This is a genomic window from Streptomyces pseudoechinosporeus, from assembly GCF_054783935.1.
This window is the reverse complement of sequence record NZ_BAAGPS010000025.1, coordinates 5,458-20,622: the sequence shown is the minus strand read 5'-3', so window position 1 is coordinate 20,622 and position 15,165 is coordinate 5,458. Positions and strand designations below refer to the sequence as shown.

17 protein-coding genes and 5 tRNA genes are annotated in these 15,165 nt (G+C 69.3%); 6 read left to right on the top strand and 16 right to left on the bottom strand.

All coding sequences use genetic code 11. From position 1 onward, the window contains the following. Positions 1-9: 9 nt before the first annotated feature. Positions 10-1,779, bottom strand: a complete 1,770-nt coding sequence (locus ACYVO6_RS27095) for a DAK2 domain-containing protein (RefSeq protein WP_461065529.1) — start codon at positions 1,777-1,779, stop codon at positions 10-12. Positions 1,780-2,079: 300 nt separating this feature from the next. Here ACYVO6_RS27095 and rpmB point away from each other — a divergent pair, with 300 nt between their 5' ends. Continuing rightward, positions 2,080-2,265, top strand: a complete 186-nt coding sequence (gene rpmB, locus ACYVO6_RS27090; RefSeq protein ID WP_003993230.1) for a 50S ribosomal protein L28 — start codon at positions 2,080-2,082, stop codon at positions 2,263-2,265. Positions 2,266-2,433: 168 nt separating this feature from the next. Here rpmB and thiD read toward each other — a convergent pair whose 3' ends face one another. Further along, positions 2,434-3,258: a bifunctional hydroxymethylpyrimidine kinase/phosphomethylpyrimidine kinase gene (gene thiD / locus ACYVO6_RS27085; protein WP_461065527.1), complete on the bottom strand. Its 825-nt coding sequence runs from the start codon at positions 3,256-3,258 to the stop codon at positions 2,434-2,436. Between the two features lie 14 nt (positions 3,259-3,272). Beyond that, entirely contained in the window at positions 3,273-4,238 is a 966-nt protein-coding gene (locus ACYVO6_RS27080) for a thiamine-phosphate kinase (RefSeq protein ID WP_461065525.1), read from the bottom strand. Positions 4,239-4,464: 226 nt separating this feature from the next. On the opposite strand from ACYVO6_RS27080, the gene ACYVO6_RS27075 reads away from it, so the two are divergent. Together ACYVO6_RS27075 and ACYVO6_RS27070 are read left to right on the top strand one after the other, a co-directional pair. Next, positions 4,465-4,698, top strand: coding sequence for an Lrp/AsnC ligand binding domain-containing protein (locus tag ACYVO6_RS27075; RefSeq protein WP_033321085.1), 234 nt, complete (start codon positions 4,465-4,467; stop codon positions 4,696-4,698). Between the two features lie 20 nt (positions 4,699-4,718). After that, positions 4,719-5,219, top strand: a complete 501-nt coding sequence (locus tag ACYVO6_RS27070; protein WP_461065523.1) for a DUF3515 domain-containing protein — start codon at positions 4,719-4,721, stop codon at positions 5,217-5,219. Between the two features lie 18 nt (positions 5,220-5,237). On the opposite strand, the gene ACYVO6_RS27065 is transcribed toward ACYVO6_RS27070, so the two are convergent. Genes ACYVO6_RS27065 through ACYVO6_RS27055 form a run of 3 tightly spaced genes read right to left on the bottom strand, consistent with a single transcriptional unit; the run spans position 5,238 to position 8,257 of the window. Next, a complete protein-coding gene (locus tag ACYVO6_RS27065) occupies positions 5,238-6,395 on the bottom strand; it encodes a D-alanine--D-alanine ligase family protein (protein WP_461065521.1) in 1,158 nt (385 codons plus the stop codon). Between the two features lie 60 nt (positions 6,396-6,455). Next, complete coding sequence (locus ACYVO6_RS27060; RefSeq protein ID WP_461065519.1) at positions 6,456-7,475, bottom strand: NAD(P)H-dependent glycerol-3-phosphate dehydrogenase; 1,020 nt, start codon at positions 7,473-7,475, stop codon at positions 6,456-6,458. After that, the gene (locus ACYVO6_RS27055) at positions 7,472-8,257 is read right to left on the bottom strand and encodes a lysophospholipid acyltransferase family protein (protein WP_461065517.1); all 786 of its coding nucleotides are present in this window, start codon (positions 8,255-8,257) and stop codon (positions 7,472-7,474) included. Before ACYVO6_RS27055 ends, ACYVO6_RS27060 begins: the two co-directional genes overlap by 4 nt. 157 nt (positions 8,258-8,414) lie before the next feature. On the opposite strand from ACYVO6_RS27055, the gene cofC reads away from it, so the two are divergent. Together cofC and ACYVO6_RS27045 are read left to right on the top strand one after the other, a co-directional pair. Continuing rightward, positions 8,415-9,047, top strand: coding sequence for a 2-phospho-L-lactate guanylyltransferase (cofC, locus tag ACYVO6_RS27050; protein ID WP_461065515.1), 633 nt, complete (start codon positions 8,415-8,417; stop codon positions 9,045-9,047). Positions 9,048-9,057: 10 nt separating this feature from the next. Beyond that, positions 9,058-9,261, top strand: coding sequence for a hypothetical protein (locus tag ACYVO6_RS27045; RefSeq protein WP_235990986.1), 204 nt, complete (start codon positions 9,058-9,060; stop codon positions 9,259-9,261). A 131-nt stretch (positions 9,262-9,392) separates the two neighbouring features. Here the strand turns inward: ACYVO6_RS27045 and ACYVO6_RS27040 are convergent, their stop codons facing one another. The 4 genes from ACYVO6_RS27040 to leuC all read right to left on the bottom strand — a co-directional run bounded on the left by ACYVO6_RS27040 (position 9,393) and on the right by leuC (position 12,680). Next, positions 9,393-9,998, bottom strand: coding sequence for an HU family DNA-binding protein (locus tag ACYVO6_RS27040; RefSeq protein ID WP_461065513.1), 606 nt, complete (start codon positions 9,996-9,998; stop codon positions 9,393-9,395). A gap of 138 nt (positions 9,999-10,136) precedes the next feature. After that, complete coding sequence (locus ACYVO6_RS27035; RefSeq protein WP_461065511.1) at positions 10,137-10,367, bottom strand: SCO5555 family protein; 231 nt, start codon at positions 10,365-10,367, stop codon at positions 10,137-10,139. A gap of 274 nt (positions 10,368-10,641) precedes the next feature. Next, positions 10,642-11,235 (bottom strand): 3-isopropylmalate dehydratase small subunit, encoded by a 594-nt coding sequence (gene leuD / locus ACYVO6_RS27030; RefSeq protein ID WP_461065682.1) that lies wholly within the window; start codon positions 11,233-11,235, stop codon positions 10,642-10,644. Positions 11,236-11,246: 11 nt separating this feature from the next. Then, positions 11,247-12,680, bottom strand: coding sequence for a 3-isopropylmalate dehydratase large subunit (gene leuC / locus ACYVO6_RS27025; RefSeq protein WP_461065509.1), 1,434 nt, complete (start codon positions 12,678-12,680; stop codon positions 11,247-11,249). 188 nt (positions 12,681-12,868) lie between these two features. Between leuC and ndgR the strand changes: the two genes are divergently transcribed. Further along, positions 12,869-13,585 (top strand): IclR family transcriptional regulator NdgR, encoded by a 717-nt coding sequence (gene ndgR / locus ACYVO6_RS27020; RefSeq protein ID WP_399898087.1) that lies wholly within the window; start codon positions 12,869-12,871, stop codon positions 13,583-13,585. Between the two features lie 120 nt (positions 13,586-13,705). Here ndgR and ACYVO6_RS27015 read toward each other — a convergent pair. The 6 genes from ACYVO6_RS27015 to ACYVO6_RS26990 form a co-directional block, all read right to left on the bottom strand. Then, positions 13,706-13,778, bottom strand: a tRNA-Glu gene (locus ACYVO6_RS27015). A gap of 28 nt (positions 13,779-13,806) precedes the next feature. Then, positions 13,807-13,878, bottom strand: a tRNA-Gln gene (locus ACYVO6_RS27010). Between the two features lie 20 nt (positions 13,879-13,898). Next, a tRNA-Glu gene (locus ACYVO6_RS27005) sits at positions 13,899-13,971 on the bottom strand. A gap of 88 nt (positions 13,972-14,059) precedes the next feature. Beyond that, positions 14,060-14,132 (bottom strand) — tRNA-Glu (locus ACYVO6_RS27000). 22 nt (positions 14,133-14,154) lie between these two features. Beyond that, positions 14,155-14,226 (bottom strand) — tRNA-Gln (locus ACYVO6_RS26995). 90 nt (positions 14,227-14,316) lie between these two features. Beyond that, positions 14,317-15,084, bottom strand: coding sequence for an HAD family hydrolase (locus ACYVO6_RS26990; RefSeq protein WP_461065506.1), 768 nt, complete (start codon positions 15,082-15,084; stop codon positions 14,317-14,319). Between the last annotated feature and the right edge of the window lie 81 nt (positions 15,085-15,165).

Here is a 15,165-nt window from a genome sequence, read left to right as displayed (position 1 = left end):
TCGGGGGGGCTACTCCACGCCGATCAGCAGCAACGCACCCTGTCGACCGCCCCGGTACACCACCGTGTCGACGGCCAGGTAGGACTCGCGTACCCGGGCTTCGAGGTGGGCGGCGACGGTGTCGGGAGCCTCGTCGCCCAGGACCAGGGTGACCATCTCGCCGCCCGCCGAGAGCATGCGGTCGAGGACGGTTTCGGCGGTGGCCGTGATGTCGGAGCCGATCACCGCGACGTCGCCCTCGATAAGGCCCAGGATGTCCCCGGCCTGGCAGATGCCGGCCATGGTCCAGGACTCGCGTTCCGCGACGGCGAGTTCGGCGTAGCGGGTCGCCCCGGCCGCGGAGGTCATCGAGACGACGTCCTCGTCGAAGCGCCGCTCCGGCTCGTGCACGGCGAGCGCCGCGATCCCCTGCACCGCGGAACGCGTGGGGATCAGGGCGACCCGGACTCCGTCCGCGCGGACCTGCTCGGCCGCCGCGGCAGCCGTGTGCCGCAGCTCGGCGTCGTTGGGCAACAGCACCACCTCGCGCGCGTGGGCCCGCCGTATCGCCTCGACGAGCTCTCCGCTCACGGGCGGCTCCTCCGGGCGCGCGAGGACGGTGGTCGCCCCGGCTTCGGTGTACAGCCCGGCCAGCCCCTCTCCGGGGACCACGGCCACGACCGCGCGCTGCGCCCGCTCACGGACCGGCCGCCCGGCGGCGCCCGCCGTGTGCGCGTCACCGGCCCCGAAGTGCGTGATCCGGATCCGGTACGGCCGCCCGGCCTCGACACCCGCTTCCACGGCGGCGCCCGCGTCGTCGACGTGCACATGGACGTTCCACAGCCCGTCACCGCCGACCACGACGAGCGAGTCGCCCAGCCCGTCGAGCCGGTCCCGCAGCCGGTCCACGGCGGCGTCCTCCGCCTCCAGGAGATAGATCACCTCGAACGCGGGCGCGCCCTCCTCCAGAGCCGGGGTTCCGTCCGCGCACTCCCCCACGTCTCCGAGCGGCTCCACGGCGGCGGCCTCCACGCGCGCGTGCCCCATCAGAACGGGCACCGCCGCCGCAGCGCCGGGTGCCTCCCCGGTGAACGTCTCGACCAGCGCCGCCAGTACGGCCACAAGTCCCCGTCCACCGGCGTCCACCACTCCGGCCCGCTTCAGGGCCGCCAACTGCCCCGGAGTCGCCGCGAGGGCGGCCCGTGCTCCCTCGTATGCCGCCCGCGCCACCGTCCCGCAGTCGCCCTCGGCCCCGGAGGCCGCGTCGGCGGCGGCCGAGGCGACCGTGAGGACCGTGCCCTCGACGGGGTGCGCGACGGCCTGCCGTGCCGAGTCGGCCGCCTGCCTGAGGGCGAGCCGCAGTCCCTGGCCGTCGGTGCGGGCGGTCTCACTGTCGGCAGCGAGTACCTGGGCCATGCCCCGAAGCAGCTGCGCGAGGATCGTCCCGGAGTTCCCCCGGGCCCCGATGAGCGCGCCATGCGCCATCGCGCGTACCGCGTCGGCAAGCGTCGGCCGCTCGGCCGCCCCTTCGCCGTGGGCACCAGAAGCACTGGAAGCACCGGAGACCCTGGAGGCACCGCCGGAGAGCGCGTCGTGTGCCGCGAAGACCGCCTCGACCGCCCCGGCCGCCGATTCCACGGTCAGATACAGATTGGTGCCGGTGTCCCCGTCCGCGACCGGATAGACGTTGATCGCGTCGATCTCCTCGCGCGCACGGCCGAGTGCCTCGAGCGCGAGTCCGCACCAGGCGCGCACCGCGAGAGCGTCCAAAGCCCGCCCGTCTCCCACCGCTGCCCTCAACGGAGGTCCTTCGGGCCGACCCTCCCTCTCTGGCACCTGCGGCACCTGCGCCTCCTTGAGCAGCGAACGTGGGACGCAGCGTAGACCCAGGTCAGGTTTCTGCCGGAAGAGGGCTGGGGCAGGTCCCCGGGCCGACCATGGTAGTTTCGTTGTACGGACGCAGTCGTTGTATGCTGCTCCGGTTGCCCGATCCGATCGGGCCTTCTCCCTGGCACCGCCACTCAGATCCTGGATTCCTTGATCTTGATCCCGGCATGCCGGGATCAACCGTAAGAGCATCTGAAGTCTTTGGAGTGACCCGTGGCTGCCAACTGCGACGTCTGCGGCAAGGGGCCGGGCTTCGGCAACAACATCTCGCACTCGCACCGCCGTACGTCCCGTCGCTGGAACCCGAACATCCAGCGCGTCCGTACCGTGGTGGGCGGGACGCCGAAGCGCGTGAACGCTTGCACCTCGTGCATCAAGGCCGGCAAGGTCTCGCGCTGACGCTCTGCTAGCGCGCGGCCACTGCTGGTTCGCTGCATGGCCGGTCCACCGGAGGGTGGGCCGGCTTTTTGCTGCGCCCGGGCAGATGCGTAAACGCTTGCGCAAGCGCCTGCATCGCCGCAGCGTAAGCGTTCGCGTAAACGCTTGCGCAAGCGTTTACGCGAACGCTTACGCGCGCTCCGTCTCCCAACGCCACCCATGATCCACCGGCCCGATCCCGCCCCCCAGCGCGAACCCCGCCGCGATCGCCCCGGTCACATACTCCTTGGCCACCGCCACCGCCTCCGGCACGGACTGCCCTTTCGCCAGCCCCGAGGCGATCGCGGACGCGAGGGTGCACCCGGTGCCGTGAGTGTGCCGGTTGTCGAGCCGGGGAACGCTCAGCCAGTGCTCCTCGGAGCCATCGGTGAGGAAGTCCACGGCGTCACCGACGAGATGGCCGCCCTTGATGAGCGCCCACTGCGGCCCGTACGAGAGCAGGGCCGCCGCAGCCCGCCGCATCTCGTCCTCCGACTCGACCCGTACGCCCGTGAGTTGGGCGACCTCGTCGAGGTTCGGGGTCGCCACCGTGGCGACGGGCAGCAGCTTCGTGCGTACGGAATCCAGGGCGGACGCGGCCAGCAGTGAGTCCCCGTGCTTCGACACCCCGACCGGGTCGACGACGGCGGGTGCGTCCGTGCCCGCGATCAACTCGGCGACGGCCTCGACGAGTTCGGCCGAGGCGAGCATGCCGGTCTTGACCGCCTGCACCCCGATGTCGTCGACCACGCTGCGGTACTGGGCCCGCACCGCATCCACCGGAAGCTCCCAAGCGCCTTGCACACCAAGGGAGTTCTGGGCTGTGACCGCCGTGAGCACGCTCATGCCGTGCACGCCGAGCGCGAGCATCGTCTTCAAGTCGGCCTGGATTCCGGCCCCTCCACCGGAGTCGGAACCCGCGACCGTCAGCACACGCGGCGGAGCACCCCGGACACCCGTACCCCTGACACTCACGCCACCCACGGCACTCATGACTCAATGTCCCCGAAGTGATCCCAGCCGCCCTTGCTGGTCCACGCCGCTCCGTCCACCGTGACCTGCGGCAGCGCCGACGGGTTGAGGACCTCGCCGATCACCTTCCAGCGGGCGGGCAGCTTCACGTCCAAGGGGAAGGTGGCGACGATCGCGTGGTCCTCGCCGCCGGTGAGCACCCACTGGAGCGGGTCGACACCGACGGCCTGCCCGATGTCGTTCATCTGCGAGGGGATGTCGACGGCGCCGGAGCGGATGTCGATGCGTACCTTGCTGGCTTCCGCGATGTGCCCGAGGTCGGCGATCAGCCCGTCGCTGACGTCCGTCATCGAGGTCGCGCCGAGCCCGGCGGCCGCGGGGCCCGCGTGGTACGGCGGTTCGGGCCGCCGGTGGGCCTCGACGAAGGCGCGCGGCGAGCGGAAGCCGCGCGAGAGCACCGCGTGGCCGGCCGCGGACCAGCCCAGCCAGCCCGTGACGGCGACGACATCGCCGGGCTGGGCGCCCCCGCGGGTGACCGGCTCGTGGTTGCGCAGATCGCCGAGCGCGGTGATCGAGACGGTGATGGTGTCGCCGCGTACGACATCGCCGCCGACCACGGCCGCACCCGCGACCTGGCACTCGTCGCGCAGGCCGTCCATGAGCTCGGAGGGCCAGGTGGCCGGGAGTTCGGCCGGGACGACCAGGCCGAGCAGCAGCGCGGTGGGTACGGCGCCCATGGCGGCGATGTCCGCGAGGTTCTGCGCCGCCGCCTTGCGCCCGACGTCGTACGCCGTGGACCAGTCGCGGCGGAAGTGCCGCCCCTCCAGGAGGATGTCGGTGCTCGCCACGACCCTGCGGTCGGGGGCGGCCACCACGGCGGCGTCGTCGCCCGGCCCGACGCGTACCGCCGGGGTGGTGGTGAGCCGTGAGGTGAGCTCCCTGATGAGCCCGAACTCCCCCAACTCGCCCACGGTTCCCTTCATTGTCGTACGTCTCCTTCTGTTACTGCCGCTGCCCGGCCTGTCACTGCCGCTGCCCGGTCGCGAGCCGTCACTGACCTGGGTACGGTCGAGCCGACCGCCAACTTGTGCCGTATGTGTGCCCCGGCGCGCAAGCCCGGTCTCCGCAGGTCTCCCCGCGGTGAGCGGCGACGCGATACCGTGGCGTTCCTTTTCCCCACATGATCCTCGTGGCCGCCCTGGAGGTTCCGTGGTACAGGCGTACATCCTGATCCAGACGGAGGTCGGCAAGGCGTCGACCGTCGCTGACACGATCAGCAAGATTTCGGGGGTGATACAGGCCGAGGACGTGACCGGACCGTACGACGTGATCGTGCGGGCCCAAGCCGACACCGTGGACGATCTCGGCCGCATGGTGGTCGCGAAAGTCCAGCAAGTGGACGGCATCACCCGTACCCTGACCTGCCCGGTGGTGCACCTGTAGCCCCCGTCTACCCTGTGCCGGTGAACTTGTTCCGTTCTCGGCAGTTCGGTCTTCCCGCCCTCGTCCTGCTGATCTCCGCCACAGGCTGTTCCTCAGCAGACGACAGCGCTTCGGCCGTGGTTCCCAGCCCGGACGCGAAGGTCACCAAGCTGTGCCAGAACCTGGACGAACGGCTGCCGCCGAAGGTGGACGGTCTCGACCGGGAGGATCCCGAGCCCCGGTCCACGCTGACCGCGGGCTGGGGAAGTCCGGCGATCATACTGCGCTGTGGTGTCGAACGGCCGCCGAAGATGACCGACCCGGAGGTCGCTGCGGGCCGTGACCCCGACGCGGTCGCCGGCGGTGTGAACGGCGTCGACTGGCTGATGGAGGAGGGGGACGACGGGTCGTACCGCTTCACCAGCGCATCGCGCGTCGCGTACGTCGAGGTGACCGTACGTGAAGGGCAGGACACGTCCACCGTTCTCATCGATCTGGCCGCGGCCATCAAGAAGGCGATCCCCGAGGGGATCGCCAACTAGGAAAACTGCGGGCGCGTTTCAGCGCAGCCCTGTAGGCCGGCGCAGCGCCGCCTGAATCAAGCGGTCCACCAGCTCCTGGTAGGGCACGCCGGTCGCCTCCCACATCTGTGGGTACATCGAGATGGGCGTGAAGCCGGGCATCGTGTTGATCTCGTTGATCACGAACTCCCCGTCCTCGGTGAGGAAGAAGTCCGCGCGCACCAAGCCCTCGCAGGACGCGGCCTCGAAGGCCTCGACGGCGAGCCGCTGAACCTCGGCTGTCTGCTCGGGGGTCAGCGGAGCGGGCACGATGCCGGGCGTCGAGTCGATGTACTTCGCCTCGAAGTCGTAGTACGCGTGCGACTGCACCGGCGGAATCTCGGCCGGCACGGAAGCCCGGGGCCCGTCCTCGAACTCCAGGACCCCGCACTCGATCTCACGACCGCGCAGCAGCGCCTCCACGATGATCTTCGGGTCGTGCTGCTGGGCCGCGGCGATCGCCTCGTCGAGGCCACCCAGATCGTCGACCTTGGTGATGCCGATCGACGACCCCGCGCGCGCGGGCTTCACGAAGAGCGGCCAGCCGTGCTCGCCCGCGAAGTCGACGAGCTTCCTGCGGGCCGCCGCTTCGTCGAGCTCCCACTCGCGCGGACGGATCACCGTGTACGGGCCGACGGGCAGCCCGAAGGAGGTGAACACCCGCTTCATGTACTCCTTGTCCTGGCCGACGGCCGAGGCGAGCACACCCGCGCCGACGTACGGGACACCGGACAGCTCCAGGAGGCCCTGGAGGGTGCCGTCCTCGCCGTACGGGCCGTGCAGCACCGGGAAGACGACGTCCACCTCACCGAGCGCCTTGGGGACCGAACCGGGCTCGCTGTAGACGACTTCGCGGTTGGACGGGTCGACGGGGAGGATCACCCCGCCCTCGCCGGACTCGGCGAGCTGCTCCACGCTCGGCTGGCGCCGGTCGACGATGGCCATCCGCTCCGGCTCGTCCGCCGTGAGCGCCCAGCGGCCGTCCCGGGTGATGCCGATCGGCAGGACGTCGTACTTCGTCCGGTCGATGGCACGCAGGACGGCGCCGGCGGTGACGACGGAGATCCCGTGTTCGGAGCTGCGGCCGCCGAACACGACGGCCACACGCGGTTTACGAGGCGTCTGCCCAGGGCTCTGGGGGAGGTTCTCGGTGCTCATATCGCGTTGAGAGTACCCGTTGGTAGTGCGGTGAGTCAGCGCCCGCCGGGCTCCCGAGTGTCAGTGCCGCTCCGGCTTGGCGCTGCGCGCCATCAGCTCCTTGAGGGCGACCACCGGCGGCTTGCCCTCATGGACGATGCCGACGACCGTCTCCGTGATGGGCATGTCGACGCCATGGCGACGGGCCAGGTCCAGCACGGACTCACAGGACTTGACGCCTTCGGCGGTCTGCTTGGTGACCGCGATGGTCTCCTGAAGGGTCATGCCCTTGCCGAGGTTGGTGCCGAAGGTGTGGTTGCGCGAGAGCGGCGAGGAACAGGTGGCCACGAGGTCGCCCAGGCCCGCGAGTCCGGAGAACGTCAGCGGGTCGGCACCCATGGCGAGACCGAGGCGGGTCGTCTCCGCCAACCCGCGAGTGATGAGCGACCCCTTGGCGTTGTCGCCGAGCCCCATGCCGTCCACGATGCCGACGGCGAGACCGATCACGTTCTTGACGGCGCCGCCGAGTTCGCAGCCGACCACATCGGTATTGGTGTACGGGCGGAAGTACGGCGTGTGACAGGCGGACTGGAGTCGCTGGGCCACTGCCTCGTCGCTGCACGCGACCACCGCGGCGGCCGGCATCCGGGCGGCGATCTCCCGGGCCAGGTTGGGGCCGGTGACCACCGCGATGCGGTCCGCGCCGACCTTGGCGACGTCCTCGATGACCTCGCTCATCCGCATCGCGGAACCGAGTTCGACGCCCTTCATGAGGGAGACGAGGACGGTGCCGGGAGCGAGCAGCGGAGCCCATTCGGCGAGGTTTCCGCGCAGCGTCTGCGAGGGGATGGCGAGCACGGTGAAGTCTGCGTCGCGGGCCGCCTCGGCCGCGTCCGTGGTGGCGCGCAGGTTCTCGGGGAGTTCGATGCCCGGCAGATAGTCGGGGTTCGTACGCGTGGAGTTGACCGCTTCGGCGAGTTCGGCCCGCCGTCCCCACAGGGTCACCTCGCATCCGGCGTCGGCGAGCACCATGCCGAAGGCCGTGCCCCACGATCCGGTCCCGAAGACGGCCGCCCTGACGGGCTTGCCGGATGTCGTCACTTGCCGTGCCCCTCTTCCTGTTCTGCCTTTTCGTGTGGCCGCTGTTCGTGTGCCCGCGCCCTGCGCCGCTGCTCGATGCGTACCTGCTTCGGGTCGTACGGCGTCTGAGGTGCCTTCTCGCCGCGGATCACCTCCAGCTGCGCGGTTATCGCCACCATGATGACCTCGGTGGCCTCCTTCAGGACCTCCGGGGTCATCTCCTTGTCGTAGAAGCGCGACAGATCCACCGGGGGGCCCGCGAGCACGTGATGGGTCTTGCGGGGAAGGATGTTGAGTTTCTTCGCGTACGGCGGCAGCAGCAGGTTGGCTCCCCACTGGGCGACCGGGATCACCGGGCACTTGGTCTGCAACGCGACGCGTGCGGCACCGGTCTTGCCGGTCATCGGCCACTGGCCGGGATCGCGCGTAATGGTGCCCTCCGGATAGAAGGCGACGCACTCCCCGCGTTCCACGGCGTCGATAGCGGCCCGGAAGGCGCTCAGCGCGTCGGTGCTCTCGCGGTACACGGGAATCTGTCCGGTGCCGCGCATCGCGGCCCCGATGAATCCCTTTTTGAAAAGAGCGGCCTTCGCCAGAAAATGTGGAACGCGTCCGGTGTTGTACTGATAATGCCCGTACCCGAACGGATCCAGATGAGAATTGTGGTTCACCGCGGTGATAAATCCACCCTCGGCCGGAATGTTCTCCATTCCACGCCAATCCCGCTTGACCAGAACCACCAACGGTGGTTTGCACAGGACCGCTGCGAAGCGGTACCAGAAGCCGATTCTGCGGCGGGGCACGCGGACACCTTCCTCCAGGGCCTGGGTGGGCCGCACAAGTGTCGCTCCAGGCCGACGGTCTGTCGAGAACACCGTACGCCCGCCCACTGCCCCCGCCACGGTGTCTCACTCACTGTCCAGGTCACAATGGGCGCGACAAGAGAGGGACGGAACGCTGGTGCAGTGGACCTTGGTCATACCCCTGAAAGCCCTGTCGCGGGCGAAGAGCAGGCTCTCGGACACCGCCGCCGACGGACTGCGCCCCGGGCTCGCCCTCGCCTTCGCGCAGGACACCGTGGCGGCGGCCCTCGCCTGCGCCGCGGTACGCGATGTGGCGGTCGTCACGGACGACGTGCTGGCCGGCCGCGAACTGGCCGCGCTGGGCGCCCGGATCGTCCCGGACGAGCCCGCGGGCGGTCTGAACGCCGCCCTCACACACGGGGCGTCGCTCGTACGCTCCCAAAGCCCCGAAAGCCCTTTGGCGGCCCTGAACGCCGACCTCCCCGCACTGCGCCCCCTGGAATTGGCCCGCGTCCTCGACGCGGCCACCGAATTCCCCCGCGCTTTTCTCCCGGACGCCGCCGGAACCGGCACGACTCTGCTGACCGCGTTCGCGGACCGTGAATTGCTCCCTATGTTCGGCCCGGATTCCCGCACCCGCCACCGAACCTCGGGCGCCGTGGAACTCCCCCTGGACGCAGTGGATTCCGTACGCCAGGACGTGGACACCGGCGACGACCTACGAGCGGCACTGGCCCTGGGCGTGGGACCGCGCACGGCGGCGGCGGTCGCGGCGTTGAACGTCGCCTAGGCTGGGCTTCATGCAGGCGACCGCGTACACGTACGACCCCGAGACCCGTAGTGGTCAGGTGCTGCTCGATGACGGCACCCCGGTGCCCTTCGACGGCCCGGCGTTCGAGGCGGGCGGGCTCAGGCTGTTGCGGCCGGGGCAGCGGGTGCGGATCGAGACGGAGGGCGAGGGGGACGCGCGGCGGATCACTCTGGTGACGCTGCAGACCCTCTGAAGCCCCCTTGAAGACGCCCTGAAGACCCTCAGGGCCGTACCCAAGATCGCCCAAGATCTCTGAATACGCCGCGGGCCGGGCTCTCTTCCGTGAGGAGCCCGGCCCGGCGCGTGAGTGTCCCAGCGCCCTGTCTACCGGCGGGCGGTGGTCTTCTTGGCGGTGGTCTTGCGCGCCGTCGACTTCTTCGCGGGCGCCTTCTTGGCGGCCCCCTTCTTGGCGGTGGTCGTCTTGGCCGCGGTCTTGCCGGTCGCCGCCTTCTTGGCCGTGGTCTTCTTGGCCGCGGCCTTGGCGGGCGCCGCCTTCTTGGCGGCCGTCTTCTTGGCCGCGGCCTTCTTGGCGGGCGTCGCCGCCTTCTTGGCGGCGGCCCTCTTGGCCGTCGCCTTCTTGACCGTGGCGGCAGCGCCTCCGGACAGGCTGCCCTTGGGCGCCTTCTTGACCGCCACATCGTGCTTCGGGAGTTTCTTCGAACCGCTCACCAGGTCCTTGAAACCCTGGCCCGCGCGGAACCGCGGCACGGAGGTCTTCTTGACCCGAACACGCTCCCCGGTCTGGGGGTTACGTGCGTAGCGGGCCGGACGATCGACCTTCTCGAAGGAACCGAAACCGGTGACTGAGACCCGTTCCCCTGCGACAACCGCACGGACCACGGCGTCCAGTACGGCGTCGACCGCGTCGGCGGCCTGCTGACGCCCGCCGACCTTGTCCGCAATCGCTTCTACGAGCTGCGCCTTGTTCACGTCTTCCCCTTCGGAGACATTGCCAGAACGAAAGTGTTCAAGCTTTTTCGCACGTTAGGCAGATATATACCGCAAATCAAACACGAAACGGGCTAATCACCCTAGTGCCGCAACGAACCAGGACTGTCGCGAAGTTCCTCAGAGACCTTCTTCGGGGAATCGACCCTCATCGAGGTCTGAGGTGAACCGCTCCAGACGCCTTGTCGCACCGGCGAGATCGTGCTTGGCCACGGCCGTAATGACCAGCAGCTTCCGGGTCAGCGCCATCCGTACGCCCTCCGGGACTTGCAGTGCGCGCACCCTTGCGTGCGCTTCCTTGAGTTGGGACGCGACCGCCGTATAGAGCTCGAGTTGGCCGTCGTGTTCCATGCACAGATTGTGCCATCTGGGGCGAGTTGTCGCCTGCGCAGGGTCAACTGCCGCCTCCCAGGCGCTTCCCGCACACCTCCGCACAAGGCTGTGCCAAGGCTCGGTTACCCCAACAAGCCCCTTTGAAACAAGGGGAGTTGAAGCCAATCAGAACAGGCCGCTGACCTCGTCCTCAGGTACACAAGGCAGTACCCCCAACCGTGGACGGTTGGGGGTACTGGGGCCTGTTGAGGTGGCTGGAATCAGCCTTGCGTGCTTGGGCCGGTTCGTCTCATCAAACTCGGAGCGTCCGCGGCTTGTAGGCGGGCCGCTTGGACTCGTACGCGGCGATGTCCGGCTCGTTCTGCAGCGTGATCGAGATGTCGTCGAGCCCGTTCAGCAGCCGCCAGCGGGCGTTCTCGTCGAGTTCGAAGGAGGCGGTGATGCCCTCCGCGCGAACCTCACGTGCCTCAAGGTCAACAGTGACCTCAGCCTGTGGGTCGTTCTCCGTGAGTTCCCACAGCGCGTCCACGATCTTCTGCTCCAGAACGACTGTGAGCAGACCGTTCTTGAGCGAGTTGCCGCGGAAGATGTCCGCGAAACGCGACGAGATGACGGCTTTGAAGCCGTAGTTCTGCAGCGCCCACACGGCGTGCTCGCGCGAGGAGCCCGTACCGAAGTCGGGACCCGCGACGAGGACCGTGGCACCCTGCCGCTCGGGTTGATTGAGGATGAACGACGAGTCCTTGCGCCAGGCCTCGAACAGTCCGTCCTCGAAGCCGTCCCTGGTGACCTTCTTGAGCCAGTGGGCGGGGATGATCTGGTCGGTGTCGACGTTGCTGCGGCGCAGCGGGACGGCCCGTCCGGTGTGCGTGGTGAATGCTTCCATGGCCATGGTTCTCAGACTCCAGCGGGCGTACGGACGGCAGACTGGTCGTTCAGGTCGGCGGGGGACGCCAGGTGGCCGAGCACGGCGGTGGCCGCGGCGACCTGCGGCGAGACCAGGTGCGTACGGCCGCCCTTGCCCTGCCTGCCTTCGAAGTTGCGGTTGGAGGTGGACGCGGAGCGCTCACCGGGGGCCAGCTGGTCGGGGTTCATGCCGAGACACATCGAGCAGCCCGCGTGCCGCCATTCGGCGCCGGCCTCCTTGAAGACGAGGTCCAGTCCCTCGGAGACGGCCTGCAGACCGACGCGCGCGGAGCCGGGAACGACCAGCATCCGTACGCCGTCGGCGACTTTGCGGCCCTCGACGATCGCGGCGGCCGCGCGCAGGTCTTCGATACGGCCGTTGGTGCAGGAACCTACGAAGACGGTGTCGACCTTGATGTCGCGCAACGGCTGTCCGGCGGTCAACCCCATGTATTCCAGGGCCTTTTCGGCGGCGTGGCGCTCCGAAGCGTCCTCGTACGAAGCAGGGTCGGGGACGGACGCCGAAAGCGGCGAGCCCTGACCGGGGTTGGTGCCCCAGGTGACGAACGGCGCGAGGGAGGCGGCGTCGATGACGACCTCGGCGTCGAATTCCGCGTCCTCGTCCGACTTCAGGGTCTTCCAGTACGTGACGGCGGCGTCCCAGTCCTCGCCCTCGGGGGCGTGCGCGCGGCCCTTGATGTACTCGAAGGTCGTCTCGTCGGGGGCGATCATGCCCGCGCGGGCACCGGCCTCGATCGACATGTTGCAGATGGTCATCCGGGCCTCCATCGAGAGCTTCTCGATGGCGGAGCCGCGGTACTCCAGGATGTAGCCCTGGCCGCCGCCCGTACCGATCTTGGCGATGATCGCCAGGATCAGGTCCTTGGCCGTGACGTCCTCGGGCAGTTCACCGTCGACCGTGATGGCCATGGTCTTCGGGCGGGCCAGCGGCAGCGTCTGGGTGGCCAGCACATGCTCGACCTGGGAGGTGCCGATGCCGAACGCCAGCGCGCCGAAGGCGCCGTGCGTGGAGGTGTGCGAGTCGCCGCAGACCACGGTCATGCCGGGCTGGGTGAGGCCCAGCTGCGGTCCCACGACGTGGACGACGCCCTGCTCGACATCGCCGAGCGGGTGCAGGCGTACGCCGAACTCGGCGCAGTTCTTGCGCAGCGTCTCCAGCTGGGCGCGCGAGACCGGGTCGGCGATGGGCTTGTCGATGTCGAGGGTCGGGGTGTTGTGATCCTCGGTCGCGATGGTGAGGTCGAGGCGGCGCACGGGGCGCCCCGCCTGGCGGAGGCCGTCGAAGGCCTGCGGGCTGGTCACCTCGTGCAGCAGGTGCAGATCGATGAAGAGAAGGTCGGGCTCGCCCTCCGCGCGCCGGACGACATGGTCGTCCCAGACCTTCTCCGCGAGTGTCCTACCCATCGCTTTCCCTCCGGCCGGCCTGTATGGCGCCGGCCCAACTAGAGACTTCGGGATGGCCGCGCCCGTCACCCCCGCACCGGACGTCTGCCGCCGGGCCCGATGGTCTACGGGCCGTTGTACGTACAGGGTGGCGCGTTCCACGGAAAATTGAACTTGCGTTTCACAGAGTGAGACGCGAGTATCGTTGCATGGACAACAGTAGCGGCGTAGGAGTTCTGGACAAGGCAGCCCTTGTCCTGAGCGCCCTGGAGTCCGGTCCGGCCACCCTCGCGGGCCTGGTCGCGGCGACCGGACTGGCACGACCCACGGCACATCGCCTCGCCGTGGCACTTGAGCACCACCGCATGGTGGCGCGGGACATGCAGGGCCGTTTCATTCTCGGCCCGCGCCTGGCCGAGCTGGCCGCGGCGGCGGGCGAGGACCGCCTCCTCGCCACCGCAGGCCCGGTCCTCACCCACCTCCGTGACGTCACGGGCGAGAGCGCGCAGCTCTACCGCCGCCAGGGCGACATGCGTATCTGCGTCGCCGCGGCGGAGCGCCTGTCGGGCCTCAGGGACACGGTCCCGGTCGGCTCGACGCTCACCATGAAGGCGGGCTCCTCGGCTCAGATCCTGATGGCCTGGGAGGAGCCGGAGCGCCTGCACCGTGGCCTGCAGGGTGCCCGCTTCACGGCGACGGCCCTGTCGGGCGTACGGCGCCGGGGCTGGGCCCAGTCGATCGGTGAGCGTGAGCCGGGCGTCGCGTCCGTCTCCGCGCCGGTGCGCGGGCCCTCGAACCGGGTGGTGGCCGCCGTCTCGGTCTCCGGGCCGATCGAGCGCCTCAGCCGCCACCCGGGCCGGATGCACGCCCAGGCGGTCATCGACGCGGCCTCGCGCCTCTCGGAGGCGCTGCGCCGCACCGGCTGACGCCGAGTCGATCCGACCGGTCGCTTCAACGCCGCAGCGACCGGCTGGAGTTGAGGTTGTCCTGCCGTTCAGCTCAACGCGAAGAAGCCCTCCCCTGCTGGGGAGGGCTTCTCCATCATGTACCCCCGACCGGATTCGAACCGGCGCTACCGCCTTGAGAGGGCGGCGTGCTAGGCCGCTACACAACGGGGGCGAGGATCTTGCGTTTCCGCAGATCCGAGCTGGTCTACCAGGACTCGAACCTAGACTAACTGAACCAGAATCAGTCGTGCTGCCAATTACACCATAGACCAATGCGGTTTAGACCAGTTCGTACCCCCGACCGGATTCGAACCGGCGCTACCGCCTTGAGAGGGCGGCGTGCTAGGCCGCTACACAACGGGGGCCCTAGCGATCCCCACCCGGCGGTAGCCGGATGTTGTCTCCGTGAGAACCAGTGGGTGCGACCCGGACTGCGTCCCTGAGAAGGATCTGTACCCCCGACCGGATTCGAACCGGCGCTACTGCCTTGAGAGGGCAGCGTGCTAGGCCGCTACACAACGGGGGCTTTTGCAGATGAGCTCTGCGAGCTGGCCTACCAGGACTCGAACCTAGACTAACTGAACCAGAATCAGTCGTGCTGCCAATTACACCATAGGCCACTGAAACGCAACCCCCGACGGGGATCTTGTCTTAGCTTGCGCTTCCCGGTCCCGGCCTGTCGGCCCGCTCGCGGTGGCGCAGGAAGAACATTACCCGAAGGTGGACGGCGCTCCAAAACGGGTATCGGCCGCGAGGAGTGCGGGGAGTTCGGCCAGAGACGTGATTCGGCGCAGGCCGGCGGGCTGATCCGGAGCGGCGCCCTCGCGCGTGTCGGGCGCGTCGCCGGTGACCGCACTCACGCCCGTGCGGTCGATCCAGACTGAGAAGAGCCCGGCGTCGGCCGCGCCCTGTCCGTCGATCTCCGGGTGATCGCCGACGTACGCGACCTGGTGCGGGGGCAGCGCCAGGGCCTCGCAGGCGGCGTGGAAGGCCCGGGCCTCCGGTTTGGAGACGCCCAGCTCGGCCGCGCACAGCACCGCCTCGAAGCGGTCGTGTACGCCGAGGACGCGGAGCTTGCGGTCCTGGACATGGAGGCTGGAGTTGGACAGCACGGCGTGTCGGTGGCTGGCGGCGAGGGTGTCCAGGGCGGGCAGCACGTCCGGGAAGAGCCCCCAGGCGGCCTCGTAGTGGCCCAAGTACCGCAGGAACCAGGCGTCGGCCTCGGCGTCGGTCAGCTCCTCGCCCAGGAAGACCCGCACCCGGTCCCGCCGCTGCCCCTCGAAGGAGGCCTCGCCCGCCGCGAACCTGGCCCACTGCTGATCGGTGACCTCCCGCCAGTGCCCGAGGGCCTGCTCCACGGACGCGTACCCGTCGAGCAGGCCCTCGGCCGCCAGATGCCCGCGCATTCCGGCCCGGTCGGCCGTGGTGTAGTCGAAGATCGTGTCGTCGATGTCCCAGACCACGGCCCTGATGCTCATGGTCTGACGGTAACGCCCTGACGGCGACGGCGTCTGGCTTCCGTGCCATCGGCACGCAACGCGGAGGGGCGGCACCCGGCG

Excerpts from the sequence above, each read along its gene's own strand:
- leuD (WP_461065682.1), bottom strand. The coding sequence starts at position 11,235 with ATGGAAGCATTCACCACGCACACCGGACGGGCCGTCCCGCTGCGCCGC.
- ACYVO6_RS27045 (WP_235990986.1), top strand. The coding sequence starts at position 9,058 with ATGCAGGCGACCGCGTACACGTACGACCCCGAGACCCGTAGTGGTCAG.
- ACYVO6_RS27080 (WP_461065525.1), bottom strand. The coding sequence starts at position 4,238 with ATGAAGGGAACCGTGGGCGAGTTGGGGGAGTTCGGGCTCATCAGGGAG.
- ACYVO6_RS26990 (WP_461065506.1), bottom strand. The coding sequence starts at position 15,084 with ATGAGCATCAGGGCCGTGGTCTGGGACATCGACGACACGATCTTCGAC.
- leuC (WP_461065509.1), bottom strand. The coding sequence starts at position 12,680 with ATGGGTAGGACACTCGCGGAGAAGGTCTGGGACGACCATGTCGTCCGG.
- ndgR (WP_399898087.1), top strand. The coding sequence starts at position 12,869 with ATGGACAACAGTAGCGGCGTAGGAGTTCTGGACAAGGCAGCCCTTGTC.
- ACYVO6_RS27035 (WP_461065511.1), bottom strand. The coding sequence starts at position 10,367 with ATGGAACACGACGGCCAACTCGAGCTCTATACGGCGGTCGCGTCCCAA.
- ACYVO6_RS27065 (WP_461065521.1), bottom strand. The coding sequence starts at position 6,395 with ATGAGCACCGAGAACCTCCCCCAGAGCCCTGGGCAGACGCCTCGTAAA.